The organism is Pseudomonas tumuqii, from assembly GCF_013184545.1.
GTDB lineage: Bacteria > Pseudomonadota > Gammaproteobacteria > Pseudomonadales > Pseudomonadaceae > Aquipseudomonas > Aquipseudomonas tumuqii.
The window spans coordinates 155,452-174,589 of record NZ_JAAOJA010000006.1 but is presented as its reverse complement, the minus strand read 5'-3'; the positions used below and the strand labels follow the sequence as shown (position 1 = coordinate 174,589).

Sequence of the window (19,138 nt, the reverse complement as noted above, 5' to 3'; positions counted from 1 at the left end):
GGATTAGCGGCCGGATTTGAGCTTGTTCCAGGAGCGGGTGATCCAGCGCATGATTTCAGGCGGCTGCTCCGAGGAGACATACAGCCTTTGCTGGACGGCGGCGGAAGGATAGATCGAGGGGTTCTGCCGGACCTCCTCATCCATCAGCGCATCCGCCTGGGTATTGGCGTTGGCGTAGCCGACATACTCGCTGACCTCAGCGATGACCTTCGGCCGCAGCAGGTAGTCGATAAAGGCATGGGCCTGCTCGACGTTCTTCGCATCGGCCGGGATGGTCAGCATGTCGAACCAGAGGTTGCCGCCTTCGCGGGGCACCACGTACTCCAGCTCGATGCCGTTGCCCGCCTCTTCGGCACGGCTGATGGCCTGGAACACATCCCCCGAATAGCCGAAGGCGATGCAGATATTGCCGTTGGCCAGGTCGGAGATGTAGCGCGATGAGTGGAAGTAGGTGATGTGCGGGCGCAATGCCTGCAACTTGCGCTCGGCATCTTTGTAATCCTTGATCCGCGTACTGCCGGGATCCAGCCCCATGTAGTTGAGCATGGCCGGGTAGAGTTCGTCGGCCGAGTCCATGAAGGACACGCCACAGGCCTTCAACTTCTCCAGGTTCTCCGGCTCGAACAGCACGTTCCACGACTCGATCCGCTCGATACCCAGCACTTCGCGGACCTTCTCCACGTTGTAGCCGATACCATTGGTGCCCCACAGGTAGGGCACGGCGTACTGGTTACCCGGGTCATTGGCCTGCAGGCGTTCGAGCAGCTGCGGGTCGAGGTTGTTCCAGTGCGGCAGCCGGCTCTTGTCCAGCTTCTGGAACACCCCCGCCTTGATCTGCCGGCTGAGGAAGTGGTTGCTCGGCACCACCACGTCATAGCCGCTATTGCCGGCCAGCAGCTTGCCTTCCAGGGTTTCGTTGGAGTCGAACACGTCATACACCGGCTTGATACCGCTGGCCTGCTGGAACTCGGCGAGGGTGTCTTCGGCGATATAGTCGGTCCAGTTGTAGATATTCACCACGGACTGGGCCGAGGCCGGGCCGGCCAGCAGCAGACCGACGGCGGCGAGCAGAGCAGGAAATTTCATGGCGTTCATGATGCTGTCCTTGCGTGTGGGTATCAGAAAGTCTGGCTGGCACTGAAAACCAGGGTGGCGCTGCACAGGTCGTCATAACCGCTGAAGCTCATGCACTCGGCCTTCGACAGGTCGGTGTCGACATAGCTCGCACCCCAGTTCACGCCGAGCATCTCCCGCTGCAGGCCGATGCTCCAGTTGTTGTAGTCCTCCTGGCCATGGGTCCAGTCCCTGTTGAAGAACACCTGGTCCTTGTAGTCGACGTTCTCGAACTTCAGCTCCAGACCGATATCCAGCGGCAACAGGGTGCGGTAACCGGCGAAGTAGCTGGCGCTGCTCTCGTCGGTATCGTCCGAGTGCTTGCCGCCGATGAAGAAGCCGTAGGCATCCAGGGTCAGGTAGACATCGGCGCCGTTGAACTGGCTCTCGCCCGGGTAGCTGTACTTGTTGTACATGGCGTCCAGGCTGATGGCATCGCTGATCTGCCAGTAGTAGCCGGCGTAATAGTCGACCTCCTGACGGGTGCCGTAGTTGTCGTCCTGTTCCCAGTCATAACCAAACTCGACATTGCTGGTCCAGACCCCGGCATACAGGCCGCTGGCATGGGCCAGCATCACATCCAGCTGAAACGCCGGATCGCCCAGGGTTTGCGAAATGCCGCTGTTGCGGTAGTCGCTGAGCAGCATGGGGGTGATCTGCAGGTCGAACTGTTCATTCAGTTGCAGAGCCTGCAGATGGCCGAGCGGAGCCAATGCCAGAGCAGCCGCAAAGAAGGCGGTTAACGAGCGCATAAGGTGTTCCTTGTTTTTATAGGGGTTGAGCAGGGCCGATCGGGCGCAGAGGATCAGGACTCCTGGCCGTGCACCAGCTTGCCGGCGAAGTAGGTGCGCAGCACCTGGGTCTCGAACAGCTCCTCGTCGCTGACCTTGAACACGTCGCGGTCCAGCACGATCAGGTCGGCTTGCTTGCCCGGCGCCAGGGAGCCGATGCGCCGATCCAGGCGCAGGGCCTTGGCCGCATTGAGGGTGTAGGCCTGGAACATGGTTTCGCGGTCGATGCTCTCGGCGCTATTGAGCACGCCCAGCGGGCCCTTGCGGGTGCTGGCCTGGGCGATGGCGTTCCACGGGTTGGGACTGGACACCGGCCAGTCGCTGGCGCCGGCGATGGTCGCACCGGCCTTATGCAGCGAACGCGCCGGGTAGTGGTACTGGTAGGCGGCCGCACTCACGTAGGGCTTGACCAGCTCCTCGGTGTAGCTCTCGGCCGTGGCCCAGAGCAGCTGCATGGACGCAATCACCCCCAGTTGCTGGAAGCGCGGGAACTCCTTGGGATTGACCATCTGCAGGTGGCTGATGCTGTGCGGCACCGGCGTCGGCTTGAGCTTGCGCGCCTGCTCGAAGCCGTTCAGCGCTTCACGCACCGCCCGATCGCCCACGGCATGCACATGGACGATCCAGTCACGCTGTTCGGCGGCCGCCACCAACTCGCCGAAGCTGGCCGGGTCGATCAGCAGCTCACCACGCTTTAGGCTGTTCTTGAAGGGATCGAGCACCGCGGCGGTCTGCCCCGGGAACTCCATCACCCCATCGGCGAATATCTTGATCCCGGGGAAGCTCAGGTTGGGCACGCCCTGGAATTGCTGCATGACCTTGTCCAGCACCTGCAGATCATCCGGCTGGCTTTGCGGGTGGGTCACCAGCAGCGCGGCGACGTGGGCACTGAGCTCACCCTGCTCGGCCAGTGTGCGATACAGCGGCAGCACGCCCAGGCCCTGTTCGGTGGGGCGCAGCTCGAACAGGCTGTCGCCGTCACCGGCATTGGCCGCCGCATCCATCCAGGCGGTAACGCCGACCTGGTTGTTGATCTTCACCGCCTCGCGGGCGGCGGCGAGCATGTCGGCTTCGCTGGGTGCGGGATACTGGCTGCGCACCCGATCCCAGCCGTTTTCCGCCAGATAGCCGGTGGGGTTGAAGTCATTATCGTGACCGATAAAGCCGCGCTCCTTGTCCGACAGACTGCGCACCAGCTCGGCATCGATCTTCAGGCGCCTGAGCATGGCCGCGTTGGCCCAGCCGGTGTGGCCGTCGATGCCGTCCAGCACCAGCGGCTGCTCGAGCCAGCGGCCCTGGTTGAAGATATTGCCCAGCCCGGCGCTCTGCTCCCAGTAAGCCGAGCTGACGCCGGAAATCACGATCAGGTCGCCCATCCGTGCGGTGCCGGCCCGATCCTGTTCGAGGATCCACCGCTCCAGCTCGTCCAGCACCAGCACCTCGTCATACAGATTGGCCCGCAGGCTGGCCATGGCGCCCATGATCGGGTGGCTGTGGGTGTCGATCATGCCCGGCATCAGCACCTTGCCGGCCAGGTCGATCAACTGCGTATCGGCATCGGCGAGGGCCTTCACCTCGGCGTCGCTGCCGACCTTGAGGATCTTGCCATTGGCCACTGCCACCGCCTGGACCAGTGGCTGGCCGGGCTCGGCGGTGAACACCTTGCCGTTGAACAACAGCAGATCCGCGGCAGCCATGGCTTCCATCGAGGAAAAAGCCAGCACCCCGGCCAACACACCTGGAATAAATCGTTGCATCGCAGCAGCCTCTGGTTTTTATTGGTCTGGCCACGAGACTAGCGGCGGATATGCCGAGGCAGAACACCGCTGCCGAGCAAAACATTTTTGCCATACAGGAAAAACACTATGGACAAGCTCAGCGCCCTGGGCATGTTTGTCGCCACCGCCGAGCACGGCAGCTTCAGCCGCGCGGCCGAACAGCTGGGCAAGACGCCTTCGGCCCTGACCAAGGCGGTCAGCCATCTGGAAGCGGAACTGGGCGCACAACTGTTTGAGCGCAGCACCCGGCGCACGGCGCTGACCGAGGCCGGCCGGCTGTATCTGGAGACGGCCCGCCAGGTGCTGCAGCGCCTGCATGACGCCGGCGAGGAAATCGGCCAGCTCAAGCATGGCCTGCACGGCAACCTCAGGCTGACCGCACCACTGGCGTTTGGCCGGGCGTTTCTCGATGAGGCCTGCGCCGGTTTTCTCGCCGAACATCCACAGATCCGCCTGCGGGTGGACCTGTGCGACGCCTTCGTCGATCTGGTCGAGGGTGGCTATGACCTGGCCTTGCGCGAGGGTCGCAGCGACCTGCCGGGGCTGATTGCCAAACCGCTGGGACACAATCGCATCGTGCTGTGCGCCAGTCCGGCCTACCTGGCCGCCAACCCGACGCCGGTCAGCCCGCAAACCTTCGACCGCCACCAATGGCTGATCTACCGCCATCCGGCGCTGGATCAGAACTACTGGTGGCTGGCCCACAATGGCGTACGCCTGCGCCTAGCAAGGCCGCAGGCGCGCCTGGAGAGCGACAATTACGATCTGCTGCTGGCTAACACGCTGCTCGGTGCGGGATTGCACGCCTGCCCGTTGTGGAGCGTGAAGCCCTATCTGGAAACTGGCCAGTTGCTGCAACTGATTGCCGAGTACGACTTCGACCCGGATGCCTTCGGTCCCCTGATCCTCGCCGTCTACCCCAGCCATCGCCGGGCCACGCGCAAGGTCCAGGCGTTCATCGGCTACCTGGCGGCTTTTCTCGAGAGCCGCGGGCTGGGCGTCGCGGCAGGTTGATCGCACGCGGACACGACGACGGAGGCGCCTGCGCCAGGGCAAGGAAACTCGTGGCCAGGTGCATGGTCACAAGGTTCTGCTGGCACCGACTTGCCGCTAGAATCCGGCTTGCACCATGACTGACAGCCGCGCTAGAACGACGAATATCACTGGATTGCACCTTTCGCGGCACACGACCTATCGATGGACGCAGTGACCGCGCCATACTGTGCCACTGCGGGAGTTGCCGAGGACATGACCATCGCCTGCATTCCGCGCCTTGCCTGGCGCGCTCCCAGCGCCAAGGTGAAATACCTCTTTATTGTGAATACACCCTCTATGAAAATGATTGCCCAACGCGCCGCCTTGCTCCTTGGTGCGCTCTGCATGCCGCTGGCGATCTTGGCCGCAGAACCGCAACCGACCCATGAATTCAGCCTGGACAACGGTCTCAAGGTCATCGTCCGCGAGGATCACCGCGCGCCGGTGGTGGTCTCCCAGCTCTGGTACAAGGTCGGCTCCAGCTACGAGACGCCCGGCCAGACCGGCCTGTCCCACGCCCTCGAGCACATGATGTTCAAGGGCAGCCGCAAGCTCGGCCCCGGCGAAGCCTCACGCATCCTGCGCGAGCTGGGCGCCGAGGAGAACGCCTTCACCAGCGACGACTACACCGCCTATTACCAGGTGCTGGCGCGTGATCGCCTGAGCGTGGCCCTGGAACTGGAAGCCGATCGCCTGGCCAGCCTCAAGCTGCCGGCCGATGAATTCGCCCGCGAGATCGAGGTGATCAAGGAAGAGCGGCGCCTGCGCACCGACGACAAACCCGCGAACCTGGCCTACGAGCGCTTCAAGGCCATGGCCTACCCCGCCAGCGGTTACCACACCCCGACCATCGGCTGGATGGCCGACCTCGAGCGCATGACCGTCGAGGAGCTGCGCGCCTGGTATCAAGCCTGGTACGCGCCGAACAACGCCACCCTGGTGGTGGTCGGCGATGTCAGCGCCAGCGAGGTCAAGGTGCTGGCCGAACGCTATTTCGGCGACATCCCCAAGCGCGCCGTACCGCCGACGAAAGCCCCGCGCGAACTGGCTGCACCGGGCGAACGGCGGATCACCCTGCACCTGAAAACCCAGCTGCCGAGCCTGATGCTGGGCTTCAACGTACCGGGCCTGGCCACCGCCGAGCAGCCGCGTCAGGTGCATGCCTTGCGCCTGATCGCCACCCTGCTCGATGGCGGCTACAGCGCCCGCCTGCCGACGCGCCTGGAGCGCGGCGAGGAACTGGTCTCCGGGGCTTCCGCCTGGTACGACGCCCACCCGCGCGGCGACAGCCTGTTCGTGCTGTCCGCCACGCCCAATGTGCAAACCGGCAAGACCCTGGCGCAAGCCGAAGCCGGTCTGTGGCGCGAGCTGCAGGACCTGCAGCAGAACCCGCCCTCCGCCGAGGAGCTGGCCCGGGTGCGCGCCCAGGTCATCGCCGGCCTGGTCTACGAGCGCGACTCGATCACCAGCCAGGCCACTGCCATCGGCCAACTGGAAACCGTCGGCCTGTCCTGGACGCTGATGGACCAGGAGCTGGCCGAGCTGGAAGCGGTCACCCCGGCCGATATCCAGAGCGCAGCGAAAACCTTCTTTACCCGCGATCGCCTGAGCGTCGCCCATGTTCTACCCGAGGAGAAGCATGATGAGTGAGCGCAATGGTTTGCGCTACGGCCTGCTCGGCCTGGCGGTACTGGTGTTGTTGGCGCTTCTGCTGCTGGTGATCAAACGTCCCGACCAAGCCAGCAGCCCGTCCGTACCCGCCCCGTCGACTGCCATCGAATCCCTCGCCGAACTCAATGGCCAGGCACCAGGCCGGCGCAATCTGGAGATCCAGACCTGGCAAACCGCCGAGGGCGCCAAGGTGCTGTTCGTCGAGGCGCGCGAGTTGCCGATGCTCGACCTGCGCCTGACGTTCGCCGCCGGCAGCAGCCAGGATGACGGCGTGCCAGGGCTGGCCATGCTGACCAACGCCATGCTCAACGAAGGCGTACCGGGCAAGGACGTCGGCGCCATCGCCGCCGGTTTCGAAAGCCTGGGCGCCGAGTTCGGCAATGGCGCCTACCGCGACATGGCGGTGGCCAGCCTGCGCAGCCTCAGTGCGGCGGAGCAGCGCGAGCCGGCGCTGCAGCTGTTCAACCAGGTGATCGGCCAGCCGACTTTTCCCGAAGACGCCCTGGCACGGATCAAGAACCAGCTGCTGGCCGGCTTCGAATACCAGAAGCAGAACCCCGGCCAACTGGCCAGCCTGCAACTGTTCGAGCGGCTCTACGGCGAGCACCCCTACGCCCACCCCAGCGAAGGCAACGAAGGCTCCGTCCCGGCAATTAGCCGCGAGCAGCTGCAAGCCTTCCATGCCAAGGCCTACGCCGCCGGCAACGCGGTGATCGCCCTGGTCGGCGACCTCTCGCGGGCCGAAGCCGAAGCACTCACGGCAGAGGTTTCCGCCGCATTGCCGCAGGGCCCGGCCCTGCCCATCATTGCCCAGCCGGACGCACCGCAACCCGGCGCCAGCCATATCGAGTTCCCGTCCAACCAGACCCACCTGATGATCGCCCAGCTCGGTATCGACAGGCGCGACCCGGACTATGCCGCACTCTTTCTGGGTAACCAGATCTTCGGCGGCGGCGGTTTCGGCACCCGGCTGATGAGCGAGGTGCGCGAAAAGCGCGGCCTGACCTACGGCGTCTACTCCGGCTTCAGCGCCATGCAGGCTCGCGGGCCGTTCATGATCAACCTGCAGACCCGCGCCGAACTCAGCGCCGGCACCCTGCAACTGGTCAAGGACATGCTGCGCGACTACCTGGCCAGCGGCCCGACCCAGGAGGAACTGGACAACGCCAAGCGCGAGTTGGCCGGCAGCTTCCCGCTGTCCACCGCGAGCAACGCCGCCATCGTCGGCCAGCTCGGTTCCATGGGCTTCTACGACCTGCCGCTGAGCCACCTGGAAGACTTCATGCGCGAGGTGCAGGCCCTCAGCACCGAACAGGTCAAGGCCGCCATGGCCAAGCACCTCGACCCGCAGGCCCTGGTCATCGTCACTGCCGGGCCGACGGTGGCGCAGCAAGACCTGCCGCCGCCCAGCAACAAACCCGCCGAACAACCTTCTGCCGTACCGGAGCACTGATGCGCAAGCCAAACAAAGCGGCCACGGCCCACGGCGGCGATGGTCAACTGCGGATCATCGGCGGGCAATGGCGTTCGCGCCAGTTCAACTTCCCCATGGCCGCCGGCCTGCGCCCCACGCCCAACCGCGTGCGCGAGACCCTGTTCAACTGGCTGGCGCCCTACGTCGAGGGCGCCAAGGTGCTCGACCTGTTCGCCGGCAGCGGCGCGCTGTTCCTCGAAGCGCTGTCACGCGGGGCCGGCAGCGCCCTGGCGCTGGATCTCAACCCCGGCGCCGTCGCCAGCCTGCGCGGCCACCTGCTGACCCTGGGCTGCGACAACGGCCAGTTGCTGCAAAGCGATGCCCTGGCCTACCTGCAGACCCAGGCCGCCACACCGTTCGACCTGGTGTTTCTCGACCCGCCGTTCAGCCAGGATCTGCTCCTGCCGGCCTGCAACCTGCTGGAGCAACACGGCTGGCTAGCCGCGGATGCCTGGGTCTACACCGAAAGCGAAAACCCGCCCTCAGGCCTCGGCCTGCCCGGCAACTGGCGCCTGCACCGCGAACAGAAGGCCGGCCAGGTGTATTACGCGCTGTGGCAGCGCAGCGCGCAGGAAGGCTGAGGCGGCACCTCGCCACTGTCCTGATCAACCCGGAGCATGCCAGCGGCATCGGCCAGTCCCTGTAGCCCGGATGCAATCCGCGGCGTATTGTCGATTGGCCACAACTTCCCCGGATTGCATCCGGGCTACGGGCTACACGCATGAATCCGACCTTCAAACCCGCCTGGTGGCTGCCCGGTCCGCACCTGCAGACCCTGTGGAATTCGCTGTGCCGCAAGCCGCCGCAACTGCAGCGCCGGCGCGAGCGCCTGTGGCTGGAGGACGGCGACTTTCTCGACCTCGACTGGCACGGCCCGCATTCAGCCGAGGCGCCGCTGGTCCTGGTGCTGCACGGCCTGACCGGCTCGTCCAGTTCGCACTATGTGCTCGGCCTGCAGCAGGCCTTGACCACACGCGGCTGGGCCAGCGTGGCGCTGAACTGGCGCGGCTGCTCGGGCGAACCCAACCTGCTGGCGCGCGGCTACCACTCCGGCGCCAGCGACGACCTGGCCGAGACGGTGCGCCACCTGCGCGCACAACGGCCGCTGACCCCGCTGTATGTCGTCGGCTATTCCCTGGGCGGCAACGTGCTGCTCAAATACCTCGGCGAAACCGGCGACGACAGCCAGGTGCAGGCCGCCGCGGCGGTGTCGGTGCCGTTTCGCCTGGATCAGTGCGCGGACCGCCTCGGCCTGGGCTTCTCGCGGGTCTACCAGGCGCATTTCATGAAGCAGATGGTCGCCTACGTGAAGACCAAGCAGCGCCTGTTCGCCCACCAGGGCATGGCCGACCGCCTGTCCACCCTGGATCAGCTCGGCGCGCTGGACGGCATGCGCACCTTCTGGGACTTCGACGATCGCATCACCGCGCCGCTGCATGGTTTCAAGGGGGCCCAGGACTATTACACCCACTCCTCCAGCCGCTACTTCCTCGCCCGCATCGCGACCCCGACCCTGATCATCCAGGCCACCGACGACCCCTTCGTATTCCGTCACAGCCTGCCGGAGAGCGCCGAACTGTCGCCGCACATCGAGTTCGAGTTGCACGCCCACGGCGGCCATGTCGGCTTCATCGACGGCTCGCTGCGCAAGCCTGGCTATTACCTGGAACGGCGTATTCCCCAATGGCTGGCGACGCGGGCGGTGGGTTAACCGCGCAGGACAATGCCCAGGCCAGCGAAGCGGTTTCGCTTCAGATCACCTGCTCCAGCGGCACGTGCAGTTTCCGGTACAGGGCATCCACCGCCTCCCGCACCTGCGGGGCGATATAACCACCCTCCAGCGCCAGCACCTGATAGATGCCGCGGCGTAACATCGCTTCGCTGAGCTCACCGGGCTTGCCGCTGGTCGTACACAGAAAGCGCACCCAGGAGGTCATGATGATCCAGGCATTCAGCGTCAGCGCCTCGATCTGCGCAGGGTTCATCAGCAGGATGCCGGCGGCGACGAAGCCCTGGTAGATGCCTTGCGCACCCTGCAGGCAGCGCTGGGCGAACAGCCGGTAACGCTCGGCCAGCTCGGCATCGCTGTCGAGCAGGTGCTCCAGATCGCGGTGCAAGAAGCGGTAGTGCCACATGGCCGCGAGCAGCGCCTCCAGGTAGAAGGTCTTGTCGTCGATGGTCATGGCCCGGTCGGGCGGCAGGCGCAGGAAGCTGTCGACATGACGTTCGTACTGGCCGAACAGCTCGGCGATGATCGCCTGCTTGTTGCGGAAGTGGTAGTAGAGGTTGCCTGGCGAAATGCCCAGGTGTGCGGCGATGTGGTTGGTGGTGACGCTGCGCTCGCCCTGGGCGTTGAACAGCTCGAGGCTGGCCTGGATGATGCGCTCGCGGGTTTTCAGGGGGGCCGCCATAAACTGCTCGATCTCGACTCAATCAATCCTGGCAAAGGTACACGGGGCAACGCGCAAAGTGTTACCTAGCATGGCCCACAGCGAGCCGCCGACTGCCGCTGGGCGGCGCGAACGCCCCCGAGGCGATCCCCCATTTGACAGATTAGAGCAATTGCTCTAAAAATCCAGCACACCTTTTCGCAGCACTCGCACCGCACGGGTGAACGGGACTGCAACGCTGCAACGCCGAGGAAATCGCCATGGCCGCCGACATCGCCTACCTGGAGCAGAGCCTGCAACACAGCCAGGATCAGCTCACCCAACTGCAAGCTACCTTTGCCCTGCAGCGCGCGGCCTTCCAGGCCAACCCCATGCCGCCCGCCGAGCAGCGCCTGCAATGGCTCAAGGCCCTGAGCGAGCTGCTGAGCGGCGAACGCGAAGCGCTGATCCAGGCGATCTCCCGGGATTTCAGCAACCGCTCGGCCGACGAAACCCTGATCGCCGAACTGATGCCCAGCCTGCACGGCATCCACTACGCGGCCAAGCGCCTGAAGCAGTGGATGACGCCCTCGCGGCGCAGCGTCGGCCTGCAGTTCATGCCGGCCTCGGCCAAGGTGATCTACCAGCCGCTCGGCGTAGTCGGGGTGATAGTGCCGTGGAACTACCCGCTGTTCCTCGCCATCGGCCCGCTGGTCGGCGCGCTGGCGGCCGGCAACCGGGTGATGATCAAGATGAGCGAATCCACCCCGGCCACCTCGCAGCTGATCAAGGAGCTGCTGGCCAAGGTGTTCCCCGAGGATCTGGTCAGCGTGGCCCTGGGCGAGGCGGAAGTCGGCATGGCCTTCGCCAAGCTGCCGTTCGACCACCTGCTGTTCACCGGCGCCACCAGCATAGGCCGGCACGTGATGCGCGCCGCCGCCGAGAACCTGACCCCGGTAACCCTGGAATTGGGCGGCAAGTCGCCGGCCATCGTCTCCGCCGATGTGCCGCTGAGCGATGCCGCCGAACGCATCGCCTTCGGCAAGACCCTCAACGCCGGGCAGACCTGCGTGGCGCCGGACTACGTGCTGGTGCCCAAGGATCGCGTGCCAGGCTTCGTCGAGGCCTACCGCCAGGCCGTGCTGAACTTCTACCCGCAGCTGGCGGACAACCCCGACTACACCGCGATCATCAACGAGCGCCAGCAGCAGCGCCTCAACGGCTACCTGCAGGACGCCGAGAGCAAGGGCGCAACCATCATCCCGCTGTACCCCGAAGCCCAGGGCCGGCGCATGCCGCATGTGGTGCTGCTGAATGTCACGGACGAGATGACGATCATGCAGGACGAGATCTTCGGTCCGCTGTTGCCCATCGTGCCCTACGCCAAGCTGGACGATGCCTTCGCCTATATCAACCAGCGCAACCGGCCGCTGGCGCTGTACTACTTCGGTTACGACAAGCGCGAGCAGACGCGCGTGCTGCATGAAACCCATTCCGGCGGCGTGTGCCTGAACGACTGCCTGCTGCATGTGGCCCAGGACGACCTGCCGTTCGGCGGCATCGGCCCCTCCGGCATGGGCCATTATCACGGCCACGAGGGCTTTCTGACCTTCAGCAAGGCCAAGGGCGTGTTGATCAAGCAGCGCTTCAACGCCGCCAAGCTGATCTACCCGCCCTATGGCAAGACCCTGCAGAAGCTGGTCTACAAGCTGTTCGTGCGCTAAGCCTTTACATCTGTAGGAGCGGGGGGGGGACACCTAGCGCCATGCCCGCGATGCCCAGTTTTCGCGGGCATGGCCCGCTCCTACACAAGCCGACCCAGGTGATAACAATAATGCACAACACCACGCTTGATTCGTCACAGCTGTCGCGGCGCGGCCTGCTCAAGGTCGGCCTGCTGGGCTCGGCCCTGCTCGCCACGGCCGGCCTGACCGCCACGCTCAGCGGCTGTTCGGCCAGCACGCCCAAGGCCGGCTTTGCCGTATTGCGCGAGTCCGACCTGCCCTTTCTGCAGGCCCTGATCCCGGTCATGCTCGCAGGCGCGGTAGCGCCTGCGCAGATGGCCGAGGCGGTTCACGGCACCCTGGAAAGCCTGGACTACAGCCTTAATCATGTCTCGCCGGAAATGCTCAAGCTCACCGTGCAACTGTTCGACGTACTCGCCCTGCCGCTCACCCGCGGGCCCTTGACCGGTATCTGGGGTAGCTGGCAGAACGCCTCGGCCAGCGAGGTGCGCGCCTTTCTCGAGCGCTGGCAGAACAGCTCGATCGGCCTGTTGCAGATGGGGCATGCATCCCTGCTGCAACTGGTGATGATGAGCTGGTACAGCCGCGCCGAGTCCTGGGCCCACTGCGGTTACCCCGGCCCACCTACAGTCTGACGGCTGGCTGCGCGTCGGCCGGGGCAAGGACCGCCATGCGTAGGGTGCGCCGCGCGCACCGACTGAGCGTAATTCTGGTGCGTACGGCGCACCCTACGGGTACAGCCCATTTCACGCTCAGTGGCGATAGCCGAACCCAACAGGCCATAGGGACACCATTACAAGAAACCGATGGGTTAAGTGCAGCGCTACCCATTACCCAGCCGCCAAGCCGGCCAGAACAAGAAAGAGAGCCCGCAATGCCCGTACCCGATAGCTTTAAAGAAGGCCTGGCCCGCGGCTGGAAAACCCATGACGGCTCACGCCTGGAGCACGACCTGACCCTCGAAGCCGATGTCGCCATCGTCGGCAGCGGTGCGGGCGGCGGTACCACGGCGGAGATCCTCAGCGCCGCCGGTTTCAAGGTGTTGCTGATCGAGGAAGGCCCGCTGAAGACCAGCGACGACTTCAAGATGCTCGAGGCCGAGGCCTATGCCAGCCTCTATCAGGAAGGTATCGGCCGCATGAGCAAGGATGGCGCGATCACCATCATGCAGGGCCGCGCGGTGGGCGGTACCACCCTGATCAACTGGACCTCGAGCTTTCGCACCCCCGATCCGACCCTGCAGCACTGGGCCAGCGAGCATGGCGTCAGCGGCCACAGCCCCGAGGACATGGCGCCCTGGTTCGAGTACATGGAGCAGCGCCTGGGCGTCGCCCCCTGGGCCGTGCCGCCGAATGCCAACAACCAGGTGATCCGCAGCGGCTGCGAGAAACTCGGCTATGCATGGAACGTCATCCCGCGCAACGTGCGCGGCTGCTGGAACCTCGGCTATTGCGGCATGGGCTGTCCGACCAACGCCAAGCAGTCGATGCTGGTCACGACCATTCCCGCGACCCTGGACGAGGGCGGCGAGCTGCTCTACCTGGCCCGCGCCGACAAGCTACTGATCGAGGGCGACCAGGTCAGCGGTATCGAATGCCTGGGCATGGACGCGCGCAGCGTGGCCCCTAACGGGCGCAAGATCCGGGTCAAGGCCAGGCATTACGTGTTGTCCGGCGGCGGCATCAACACCCCGGGGATCCTCTTGCGCTCGAAGGCGCCGGACCCGCACCGGCGCACCGGCAGGCGCACCTATCTGCACCTGGTGAACTTCTCGGCCGCGCAGTTCGAGCAGGTGATCAACCCCTTCTATGGCGCGCCGCAGTCGATCTACTCCGATCATTTCCAGTGGGACGACGGCACCACCGGGCGCCTGTCCTACAAGCTGGAAGTGCCGCCGCTGCAGCCGGCCCTGACGTCGACCCTGCTCGGCCGCTTCGGCATCGACAACGCCCTGCGCATGGAACAGTTGCCCCACACCAACGTGATGCTGGCCCTGCTGCGCGACGGCTTCCACCCGGATAGCGCCGAAGGCCGCGTGGAACTGCGCGGCGACGGCAGCCCGGTGCTCGACTACCAGATGACCGATTACAGCTGGGATGGCGTGCGCCGGGCCTTCCACAGCATGGCCGAGATCCAGTTCGCCGCCGGCGCCAAGGCGGTATTGCCGCTGCATGCCGACGCCGGCTACGTGAGGACGCTGAGTGAGGCCAAGCGCCTGATCGATGGCCTCAGCCTGGAGCTATACCGCACCCGCCTGGGCAGCGCCCATGTCATGGGCGGTTGCGCCATGGGCGAGGATCCGCGCCAGGCGGTCACCGACAGCCTCGGCCGCCATCACCAACTGGCCAACCTGTCGATCCACGACGGCTCGCTGTTCCCCACCAGCATCGGCGCCAACCCGCAATTGTCGATCTATGGCCTGACCGCGAAGCTGGCGACCAAGCTGGCCGAGCGCCTCAAGCACGCCTGATGGCGAGGTGTTGACGAGCCCCGCCGGGCTCGTGCGACACACTCCTGACTTGGCCGCAGTTCATCGCTGCGCTACCATCCGACTCCCCAACGGATCCGCCAGGACGTCACGATGAATCGAGTGTTATACCCAGGCACCTTCGACCCCATCACCAAGGGCCATGGCGATCTGGTCGAACGCGCCGCGCGCCTGTTCGACAGCGTCATCATTGCGGTGGCCGCCAGCCCGAAGAAAAACCCGCTGTTCCCCCTCGAACAACGGGTTGCACTGGCCCGCGAAGTGACCAAGCACCTGCCCAATGTCGAGGTGATGGGCTTCTCCACCCTGCTCGCGCACTTCGCCCAGGAGCAAGGCGCCAATGTGTTTCTGCGCGGCCTGCGCGCGGTCTCGGATTTCGAATACGAGTTCCAGCTGGCCAACATGAACCGCCAACTGGCGCCGGACGTGGAGAGCCTGTTCCTCACTCCGTCGGAAAAATACTCCTATATCTCCTCGACCTTGGTGCGCGAGATCGCCGCACTCGGCGGTGATATCTGCAAGTTCGTCCATCCTGCCGTGGCCGATGCCCTGCACGAGCGCTTCAAACACTGAACCCATGTGTGGGCGGGCCAGTCCGCCCACACATGGCGCCCGCTTCAACAATCCGGCACAATTCGCCCATCGTTGTCTGCCTATTGTTGTTTGAGAATGTCGTAGCCGAAGGCTGCGGCAGGAGCGTTTAGTCCATGTCCCTGATCATCACCGACGACTGCATCAACTGCGACGTCTGCGAGCCCGAATGCCCGAACGGCGCGATCTCCCAGGGCGAGGAGATCTACGTGATCGACCCCAACCTGTGCACCGAATGCGTCGGCCATTACGACGAGCCGCAGTGCCAGCAAGTCTGCCCCGTGGATTGCATCCCGCTCGACGAGAACCACGTCGAGAGCAAGGACGAGCTGATGGAGAAGTACCTGATCATTACTGGCAAGGCCTGACAGCATGCGCCGCCTGAATCGCGGCGCTCTGCCCTGGCGCCTGTTCGCCAGCGCGCTGTTGCTGCTGCTCGCCCTGGGCGTGCAGGCCGCCGAACAGCCCGGACGCGCGGCCATCGCCAGCGCCCACCCCGCCGCCACCGTCGCCGGCCAGGAAACCCTGGCCATGGGAGGCAATGCCTTCGATGCGGCGGTCGCCATCAGCGCCGCCCTGGCGGTGGCGGAGCCTTACAGTTCGGGCCTGGGCGGCGGCGGTTTCTTCCTGCTGCGCGAAGCCGGCGCGCAACCCGCCTACCGCTTTCTCGACGCCCGCGAGCGGGCGCCCCTGGCCGCCCACGTCGACCTCTACCGGCGCGACGGCGAGGTACAGCCGCAGCTATCGCTGAACGGGCCGCTGGCCGCCGCCATACCCGGACTGCCCGCCGCGCTGGTGCTGCTGGCTGAACGCTTCGGCCAGCTGCCGCTGCGCGACTCGCTGGCCCCGGCGATTCGCCTGGCCCGCGACGGCGTCGGCATCGATCGGGTCTACCGCGAGCGGGCGAACTGGCGTTTGGCCGCCCTGCGCGACGACCCGCAAAGCGCGCGGATTTTCCTCGACGAAGACGGCGAAATCCCCGCAGAGTTCGCCCTGCTGCAGCAGCCGGAACTGGCCACGACCCTGGAACGCCTGGCCCGTGATGGCCACGCCGGCTTCTACGCCGGCGAGATCGCCGACAAGCTGGTCGCTGGCGTGCGTGCCGCCGGCGGCATCTGGACCCTGCGCGATCTGGCCGAGTACCGCATCGTCGAGCGCCAACCCTTGCGCGTGTCCCTGGCCGAGGGTCGCGAACTGATCAGCGCGCCGCCGCCCTCGGCTGGCGGCCTGGCCCTGGCGCAGAGCCTGCTGATCCTGCAGCAACTGCCCTGGCGCCAGGCCGAGCCGGTGCAACGCACCCACCTGGTCGTCGAAACGCTGCGCCGCGCCTACCGCGACCGTGGCCTGCTCGGCGACCCGGACTTTGTCGCCAACCCGCTAAGCCAGCTACTCGCGCCGGCCTACATGAAACAACTGACCGCCAGCATCGACCCGGATCAAGCCACCTCCAGCGACAGCCTGCCAGCCGCCGGTGGCTGGCACGAAGGCGACCACACCACCCACTTCTCGGTGCTTGATGCCGACGGCAATGCGGTGGCCGCGACCCTGTCGATCAACCTGCCGTTCGGCGCCGCCTTCACCGTGCCCGGCACCGGCGTGCTACTCAACGACGAAATGGACGACTTCGCCGCCGATGTCCAGGGTGCCAACGCCTACGGCCTGACCGGCAGCCAGGCCAATGCCATCGCCGCCGGCAAGCGCCCGCTGTCGAGCATGAGCCCGAGCTTCATCGAAAGCAGCAAGGACTTCGCCAGCTTCGGCACCCCCGGCGGCAGCCGCATCCCGAGCATGGTGCTGCTGGCGATGCTCGAGTACCTCGACGGCCAGCCGATTGCCCACTGGCCGAGCGTTGCCCGCTATCACCATCAATTCCGCCCGGATCTGATCGAGCACGAACCGGACACCTTCAGCCCGGCGCAGATCGCTGCCCTGCGCGCCCGCGGCCATCAACTCAAGGTGCTGCAGCGCAGTTACGGCAACCAGCAGGTGCTGTTCTGGGACAAGCCGGGCAAACGGGTCGAAGCCGCCAGCGACCCACGCGGCGTCGGCACCAGCGCCGTGGTGACGCCGCCCCAACGATAGATAACGTCGAGCAAGCGCCGTTGCGAGGCTGCCTCCAACAAACGCCCAACGCGTAGCCCGGATTGCATCCAGGCTACAAAAGAATGCTGCTCACTTGGCTTAAGTGACAGCGTTGCCGCAGTAGGCGGGAGTTTTTCAATCCAGCTGGATCAGTGGGCCATCCTCGGCCACCAGTTGGCGCAGCGGCCGGAACAGTTCGTTACCCTCGCCCTGACCAAGCAGCAGCACGTTGCGCAGGCTCTGGGTGATGCGGCTGACATAGCCCAGGTCATTCATCAGCGAGCTGGCCTGCTGGCCATCCAGATGACGCTCGCGTACGGCGGCGAACAGACGCTGGCGGAAGGCACTGTCGAAGGCGGCCGCCCCCTCGTCGAACTGCCGCAGGCGCTCGTCCCAGATGCTATCGGGCAGCTCGAGCCGGCCCAGTTCGCGCACTTCGTGGAGCACCCCGAGCAGGTGTCGGCGCAGCTCGACATACGTCCGGCGGGTGCTGCTGTCGTCCTGACGCAGGTAGCGACCGAGATTCTTCTGCAAATGCTTGGCATCTTTCACCGCGTCCACCAGTTGCAGCGCCGCCAGCTGGCAGCTGACCCAGAAGTGCTGATGCGCCTCATCGAGGCTGACTTCCAGGCGACTCATGAAACTCAGCAAGTCGCTGTACACGCCCTTGATATGCCGCTGGTAGAGCTGCTCCGCATCCAGCGCCCGCGAATCGGGACGGGCGCTCAGCAGGCGTTCGTCCTGGTCACTGCGTTCGAGTTGATCCACCGGCACATAGAGCGCATGGCAGATCACCTCCAGACTGAGACGGGCCAGGTGCTGCAACTCCAGCACCACCGCCTGAGCCGCGCTATCGGCACTGGCCAGGGCGCTGTCATCCAGGTAACGGGCGCGCGTCGGCTCAGTCGCCGGCGCGGCCACCTCGGTGATCAGCACCTGGGGCTCTTCGCGGTCGGGCAGCCAGCGTTCCAGCAGACCCGCCAGCCAACCCTGCATCGGCCAGAACAGACTCACGCCCATGGCATTGAACAGCGTATGGAACAGCGCCAGCTGAATCAGCAGGTTGCCGCCAAGGCCCATCGGCGCCGTCAACCACTGCACCAGGATGGCCAGCGGCACCAGCAGAGCCAGCGCCAGGACACCGGTGGTCAGATTGAACAGCACGTGCGCCAGGGCCAGTCGTTGCCCGCCACGAGACCCGCCCAGGGCGCCGATCACCGCCGTTACCGTGCTGCCCAAATTCGAGCCAATGGCGATCGCCAACCCCTGCTCCAGGGCCAGCTGGCCGCTAGCCAGGGCTGTCAGGGTCAGCATCAGGGTGGCATGGCTGGACTGCAACAAGACCGTGATCAGCAAGCCTGCACCGGTAAACAGCAGATGACCGGCAATGCCGGGCAACTGATAGTGCAGGGGATCGAAGCCGTCGGCCACGCTGGAGAAGCCGGCCTTCATCTGGTCAATGCCGAGAAACAGGAACGCCACGCCGAGCACCACGCGCCCGATTGCGGGCCCTCGCGGACCGGTGAAACTGCCGAGCACGCCAAACACCAGCAGGGGCAACGCCAGAGGGCCGAGACTGACATTCTGCCCAGCCAGGGCCAGCAGCCAGATACCGCTTGTGGTGCCCAGGTTGGCACCGAACAGGATGGCGATGCCCGCCGCCAATTGGATCAGGCCAGTGCTGAGGAAGGCGATGGTCAACAGCGACACCAGCGAACTGGACTGCACCAGCATGGTGGCGCTCACGCCGAACATCAGGCTTTTGAAGGGCGTGGCGGTGCTCAGCGCCAGCAGGCGTTCCAGCTTGCCACCGGCCAGTTGGCGCAGCCCTTCCTCCAGGCACTGCATGCCGAACAGGAACAGCGCCAGGCCTGCGCACAGGCCAAGCCAGCCGGCACTGAACCAGAAGCTCAGGGCCAGCAGGACAAACAGGAAAATCCAGCTGAACGAACGTAATCGCAGAAGCAGGCTGCGGTCGGAGTCAGGCATTCAGTGCGCGTT

At 65.4% G+C, this 19,138-nt stretch carries 16 protein-coding genes; 11 read left to right on the top strand and 5 right to left on the bottom strand.

The features are described 5' to 3' along the window. Positions 1-3 precede the first annotated feature (3 nt). Genes G9C89_RS13310 through G9C89_RS13300 form a run of 3 tightly spaced genes read right to left on the bottom strand, consistent with a single transcriptional unit; the run spans position 4 to position 3,661 of the window. Positions 4-1,086 carry a polyamine ABC transporter substrate-binding protein gene (locus tag G9C89_RS13310; RefSeq protein WP_390623816.1) on the bottom strand — a complete coding sequence of 361 codons (1,083 nt, stop codon included), beginning with the start codon at positions 1,084-1,086 and terminating at the stop codon, positions 4-6. A 32-nt stretch (positions 1,087-1,118) separates the two neighbouring features. Next, entirely contained in the window at positions 1,119-1,865 is a 747-nt protein-coding gene (locus G9C89_RS13305; protein ID WP_172148670.1) for a TorF family putative porin, read from the bottom strand. A 53-nt stretch (positions 1,866-1,918) separates the two neighbouring features. After that, positions 1,919-3,661 (bottom strand): amidohydrolase, encoded by a 1,743-nt coding sequence (locus G9C89_RS13300; protein ID WP_172148668.1) that lies wholly within the window; start codon positions 3,659-3,661, stop codon positions 1,919-1,921. 108 nt (positions 3,662-3,769) lie between these two features. Here G9C89_RS13300 and G9C89_RS13295 point away from each other — a divergent pair, with 108 nt between their 5' ends. From G9C89_RS13295 to G9C89_RS13275, 5 genes are all read left to right on the top strand, one after another. After that, positions 3,770-4,696 (top strand): LysR family transcriptional regulator, encoded by a 927-nt coding sequence (locus G9C89_RS13295; protein ID WP_172148666.1) that lies wholly within the window; start codon positions 3,770-3,772, stop codon positions 4,694-4,696. Positions 4,697-5,014: 318 nt separating this feature from the next. Next, positions 5,015-6,367, top strand: a complete 1,353-nt coding sequence (locus G9C89_RS13290) for a M16 family metallopeptidase (protein ID WP_172148664.1) — start codon at positions 5,015-5,017, stop codon at positions 6,365-6,367. After that, positions 6,360-7,841, top strand: coding sequence for a M16 family metallopeptidase (locus tag G9C89_RS13285; RefSeq protein ID WP_256674181.1), 1,482 nt, complete (start codon positions 6,360-6,362; stop codon positions 7,839-7,841). The genes G9C89_RS13290 and G9C89_RS13285 overlap by 8 nt, the downstream gene beginning before the upstream one ends. Continuing rightward, entirely contained in the window at positions 7,841-8,443 is a 603-nt protein-coding gene (gene rsmD, locus G9C89_RS13280; protein ID WP_172148660.1) for a 16S rRNA (guanine(966)-N(2))-methyltransferase RsmD, read from the top strand. Before G9C89_RS13285 ends, rsmD begins: the two co-directional genes overlap by 1 nt. A 140-nt stretch (positions 8,444-8,583) precedes the next feature. After that, a complete protein-coding gene (locus G9C89_RS13275; RefSeq protein WP_172148658.1) occupies positions 8,584-9,573 on the top strand; it encodes a hydrolase in 990 nt (329 codons plus the stop codon). A 40-nt stretch (positions 9,574-9,613) separates the two neighbouring features. On the opposite strand, the gene G9C89_RS13270 is transcribed toward G9C89_RS13275, so the two are convergent. Further along, positions 9,614-10,273 (bottom strand): TetR/AcrR family transcriptional regulator, encoded by a 660-nt coding sequence (locus G9C89_RS13270; protein WP_172148656.1) that lies wholly within the window; start codon positions 10,271-10,273, stop codon positions 9,614-9,616. 239 nt (positions 10,274-10,512) lie between these two features. Here G9C89_RS13270 and G9C89_RS13265 point away from each other — a divergent pair, with 239 nt between their 5' ends. The 6 genes from G9C89_RS13265 to ggt all read left to right on the top strand — a co-directional run bounded on the left by G9C89_RS13265 (position 10,513) and on the right by ggt (position 17,137). Next, on the top strand, positions 10,513-11,955 hold the full coding sequence (locus tag G9C89_RS13265; protein WP_172148646.1) for a coniferyl aldehyde dehydrogenase: 1,443 nt from the start codon (positions 10,513-10,515) through the stop codon (positions 11,953-11,955). A gap of 110 nt (positions 11,956-12,065) precedes the next feature. After that, positions 12,066-12,611 carry a twin-arginine translocation pathway signal protein gene (locus G9C89_RS13260; RefSeq protein ID WP_172148644.1) on the top strand — a complete coding sequence of 182 codons (546 nt, stop codon included), beginning with the start codon at positions 12,066-12,068 and terminating at the stop codon, positions 12,609-12,611. Positions 12,612-12,850: 239 nt separating this feature from the next. Continuing rightward, the gene (locus G9C89_RS13255; protein WP_172148642.1) at positions 12,851-14,446 is read left to right on the top strand and encodes a GMC family oxidoreductase; all 1,596 of its coding nucleotides are present in this window, start codon (positions 12,851-12,853) and stop codon (positions 14,444-14,446) included. A gap of 111 nt (positions 14,447-14,557) precedes the next feature. After that, positions 14,558-15,037, top strand: a complete 480-nt coding sequence (gene coaD, locus G9C89_RS13250; RefSeq protein ID WP_172148640.1) for a pantetheine-phosphate adenylyltransferase — start codon at positions 14,558-14,560, stop codon at positions 15,035-15,037. A 134-nt stretch (positions 15,038-15,171) separates the two neighbouring features. Beyond that, a complete protein-coding gene (locus tag G9C89_RS13245; RefSeq protein ID WP_025163485.1) occupies positions 15,172-15,423 on the top strand; it encodes a YfhL family 4Fe-4S dicluster ferredoxin in 252 nt (83 codons plus the stop codon). Positions 15,424-15,427: 4 nt separating this feature from the next. Then, entirely contained in the window at positions 15,428-17,137 is a 1,710-nt protein-coding gene (ggt, locus tag G9C89_RS13240) for a gamma-glutamyltransferase (protein WP_172148638.1), read from the top strand. A 135-nt stretch (positions 17,138-17,272) separates the two neighbouring features. On the opposite strand, the gene G9C89_RS13235 is transcribed toward ggt, so the two are convergent. Further along, on the bottom strand, positions 17,273-19,126 hold the full coding sequence (locus tag G9C89_RS13235) for a Na/Pi cotransporter family protein (RefSeq protein WP_172148636.1): 1,854 nt from the start codon (positions 19,124-19,126) through the stop codon (positions 17,273-17,275). Positions 19,127-19,138 lie beyond the last annotated feature (12 nt).

Excerpts from the sequence above, each read along its gene's own strand:
- G9C89_RS13310 (WP_390623816.1), bottom strand. The coding sequence starts at position 1,086 with ATGAAATTTCCTGCTCTGCTCGCCGCCGTCGGTCTGCTGCTGGCCGGC.
- G9C89_RS13305 (WP_172148670.1), bottom strand. The coding sequence starts at position 1,865 with ATGCGCTCGTTAACCGCCTTCTTTGCGGCTGCTCTGGCATTGGCTCCG.
- G9C89_RS13300 (WP_172148668.1), bottom strand. The coding sequence starts at position 3,661 with ATGCAACGATTTATTCCAGGTGTGTTGGCCGGGGTGCTGGCTTTTTCC.
- G9C89_RS13295 (WP_172148666.1), top strand. The coding sequence starts at position 3,770 with ATGGACAAGCTCAGCGCCCTGGGCATGTTTGTCGCCACCGCCGAGCAC.
- G9C89_RS13290 (WP_172148664.1), top strand. The coding sequence starts at position 5,015 with ATGAAAATGATTGCCCAACGCGCCGCCTTGCTCCTTGGTGCGCTCTGC.
- G9C89_RS13285 (WP_256674181.1), top strand. The coding sequence starts at position 6,360 with ATGAGTGAGCGCAATGGTTTGCGCTACGGCCTGCTCGGCCTGGCGGTA.
- rsmD (WP_172148660.1), top strand. The coding sequence starts at position 7,841 with ATGCGCAAGCCAAACAAAGCGGCCACGGCCCACGGCGGCGATGGTCAA.
- G9C89_RS13275 (WP_172148658.1), top strand. The coding sequence starts at position 8,584 with ATGAATCCGACCTTCAAACCCGCCTGGTGGCTGCCCGGTCCGCACCTG.
- G9C89_RS13270 (WP_172148656.1), bottom strand. The coding sequence starts at position 10,273 with ATGGCGGCCCCCCTGAAAACCCGCGAGCGCATCATCCAGGCCAGCCTC.
- G9C89_RS13265 (WP_172148646.1), top strand. The coding sequence starts at position 10,513 with ATGGCCGCCGACATCGCCTACCTGGAGCAGAGCCTGCAACACAGCCAG.
- G9C89_RS13260 (WP_172148644.1), top strand. The coding sequence starts at position 12,066 with ATGCACAACACCACGCTTGATTCGTCACAGCTGTCGCGGCGCGGCCTG.
- G9C89_RS13255 (WP_172148642.1), top strand. The coding sequence starts at position 12,851 with ATGCCCGTACCCGATAGCTTTAAAGAAGGCCTGGCCCGCGGCTGGAAA.
- coaD (WP_172148640.1), top strand. The coding sequence starts at position 14,558 with ATGAATCGAGTGTTATACCCAGGCACCTTCGACCCCATCACCAAGGGC.
- G9C89_RS13245 (WP_025163485.1), top strand. The coding sequence starts at position 15,172 with ATGTCCCTGATCATCACCGACGACTGCATCAACTGCGACGTCTGCGAG.
- ggt (WP_172148638.1), top strand. The coding sequence starts at position 15,428 with ATGCGCCGCCTGAATCGCGGCGCTCTGCCCTGGCGCCTGTTCGCCAGC.
- G9C89_RS13235 (WP_172148636.1), bottom strand. The coding sequence starts at position 19,126 with ATGCCTGACTCCGACCGCAGCCTGCTTCTGCGATTACGTTCGTTCAGC.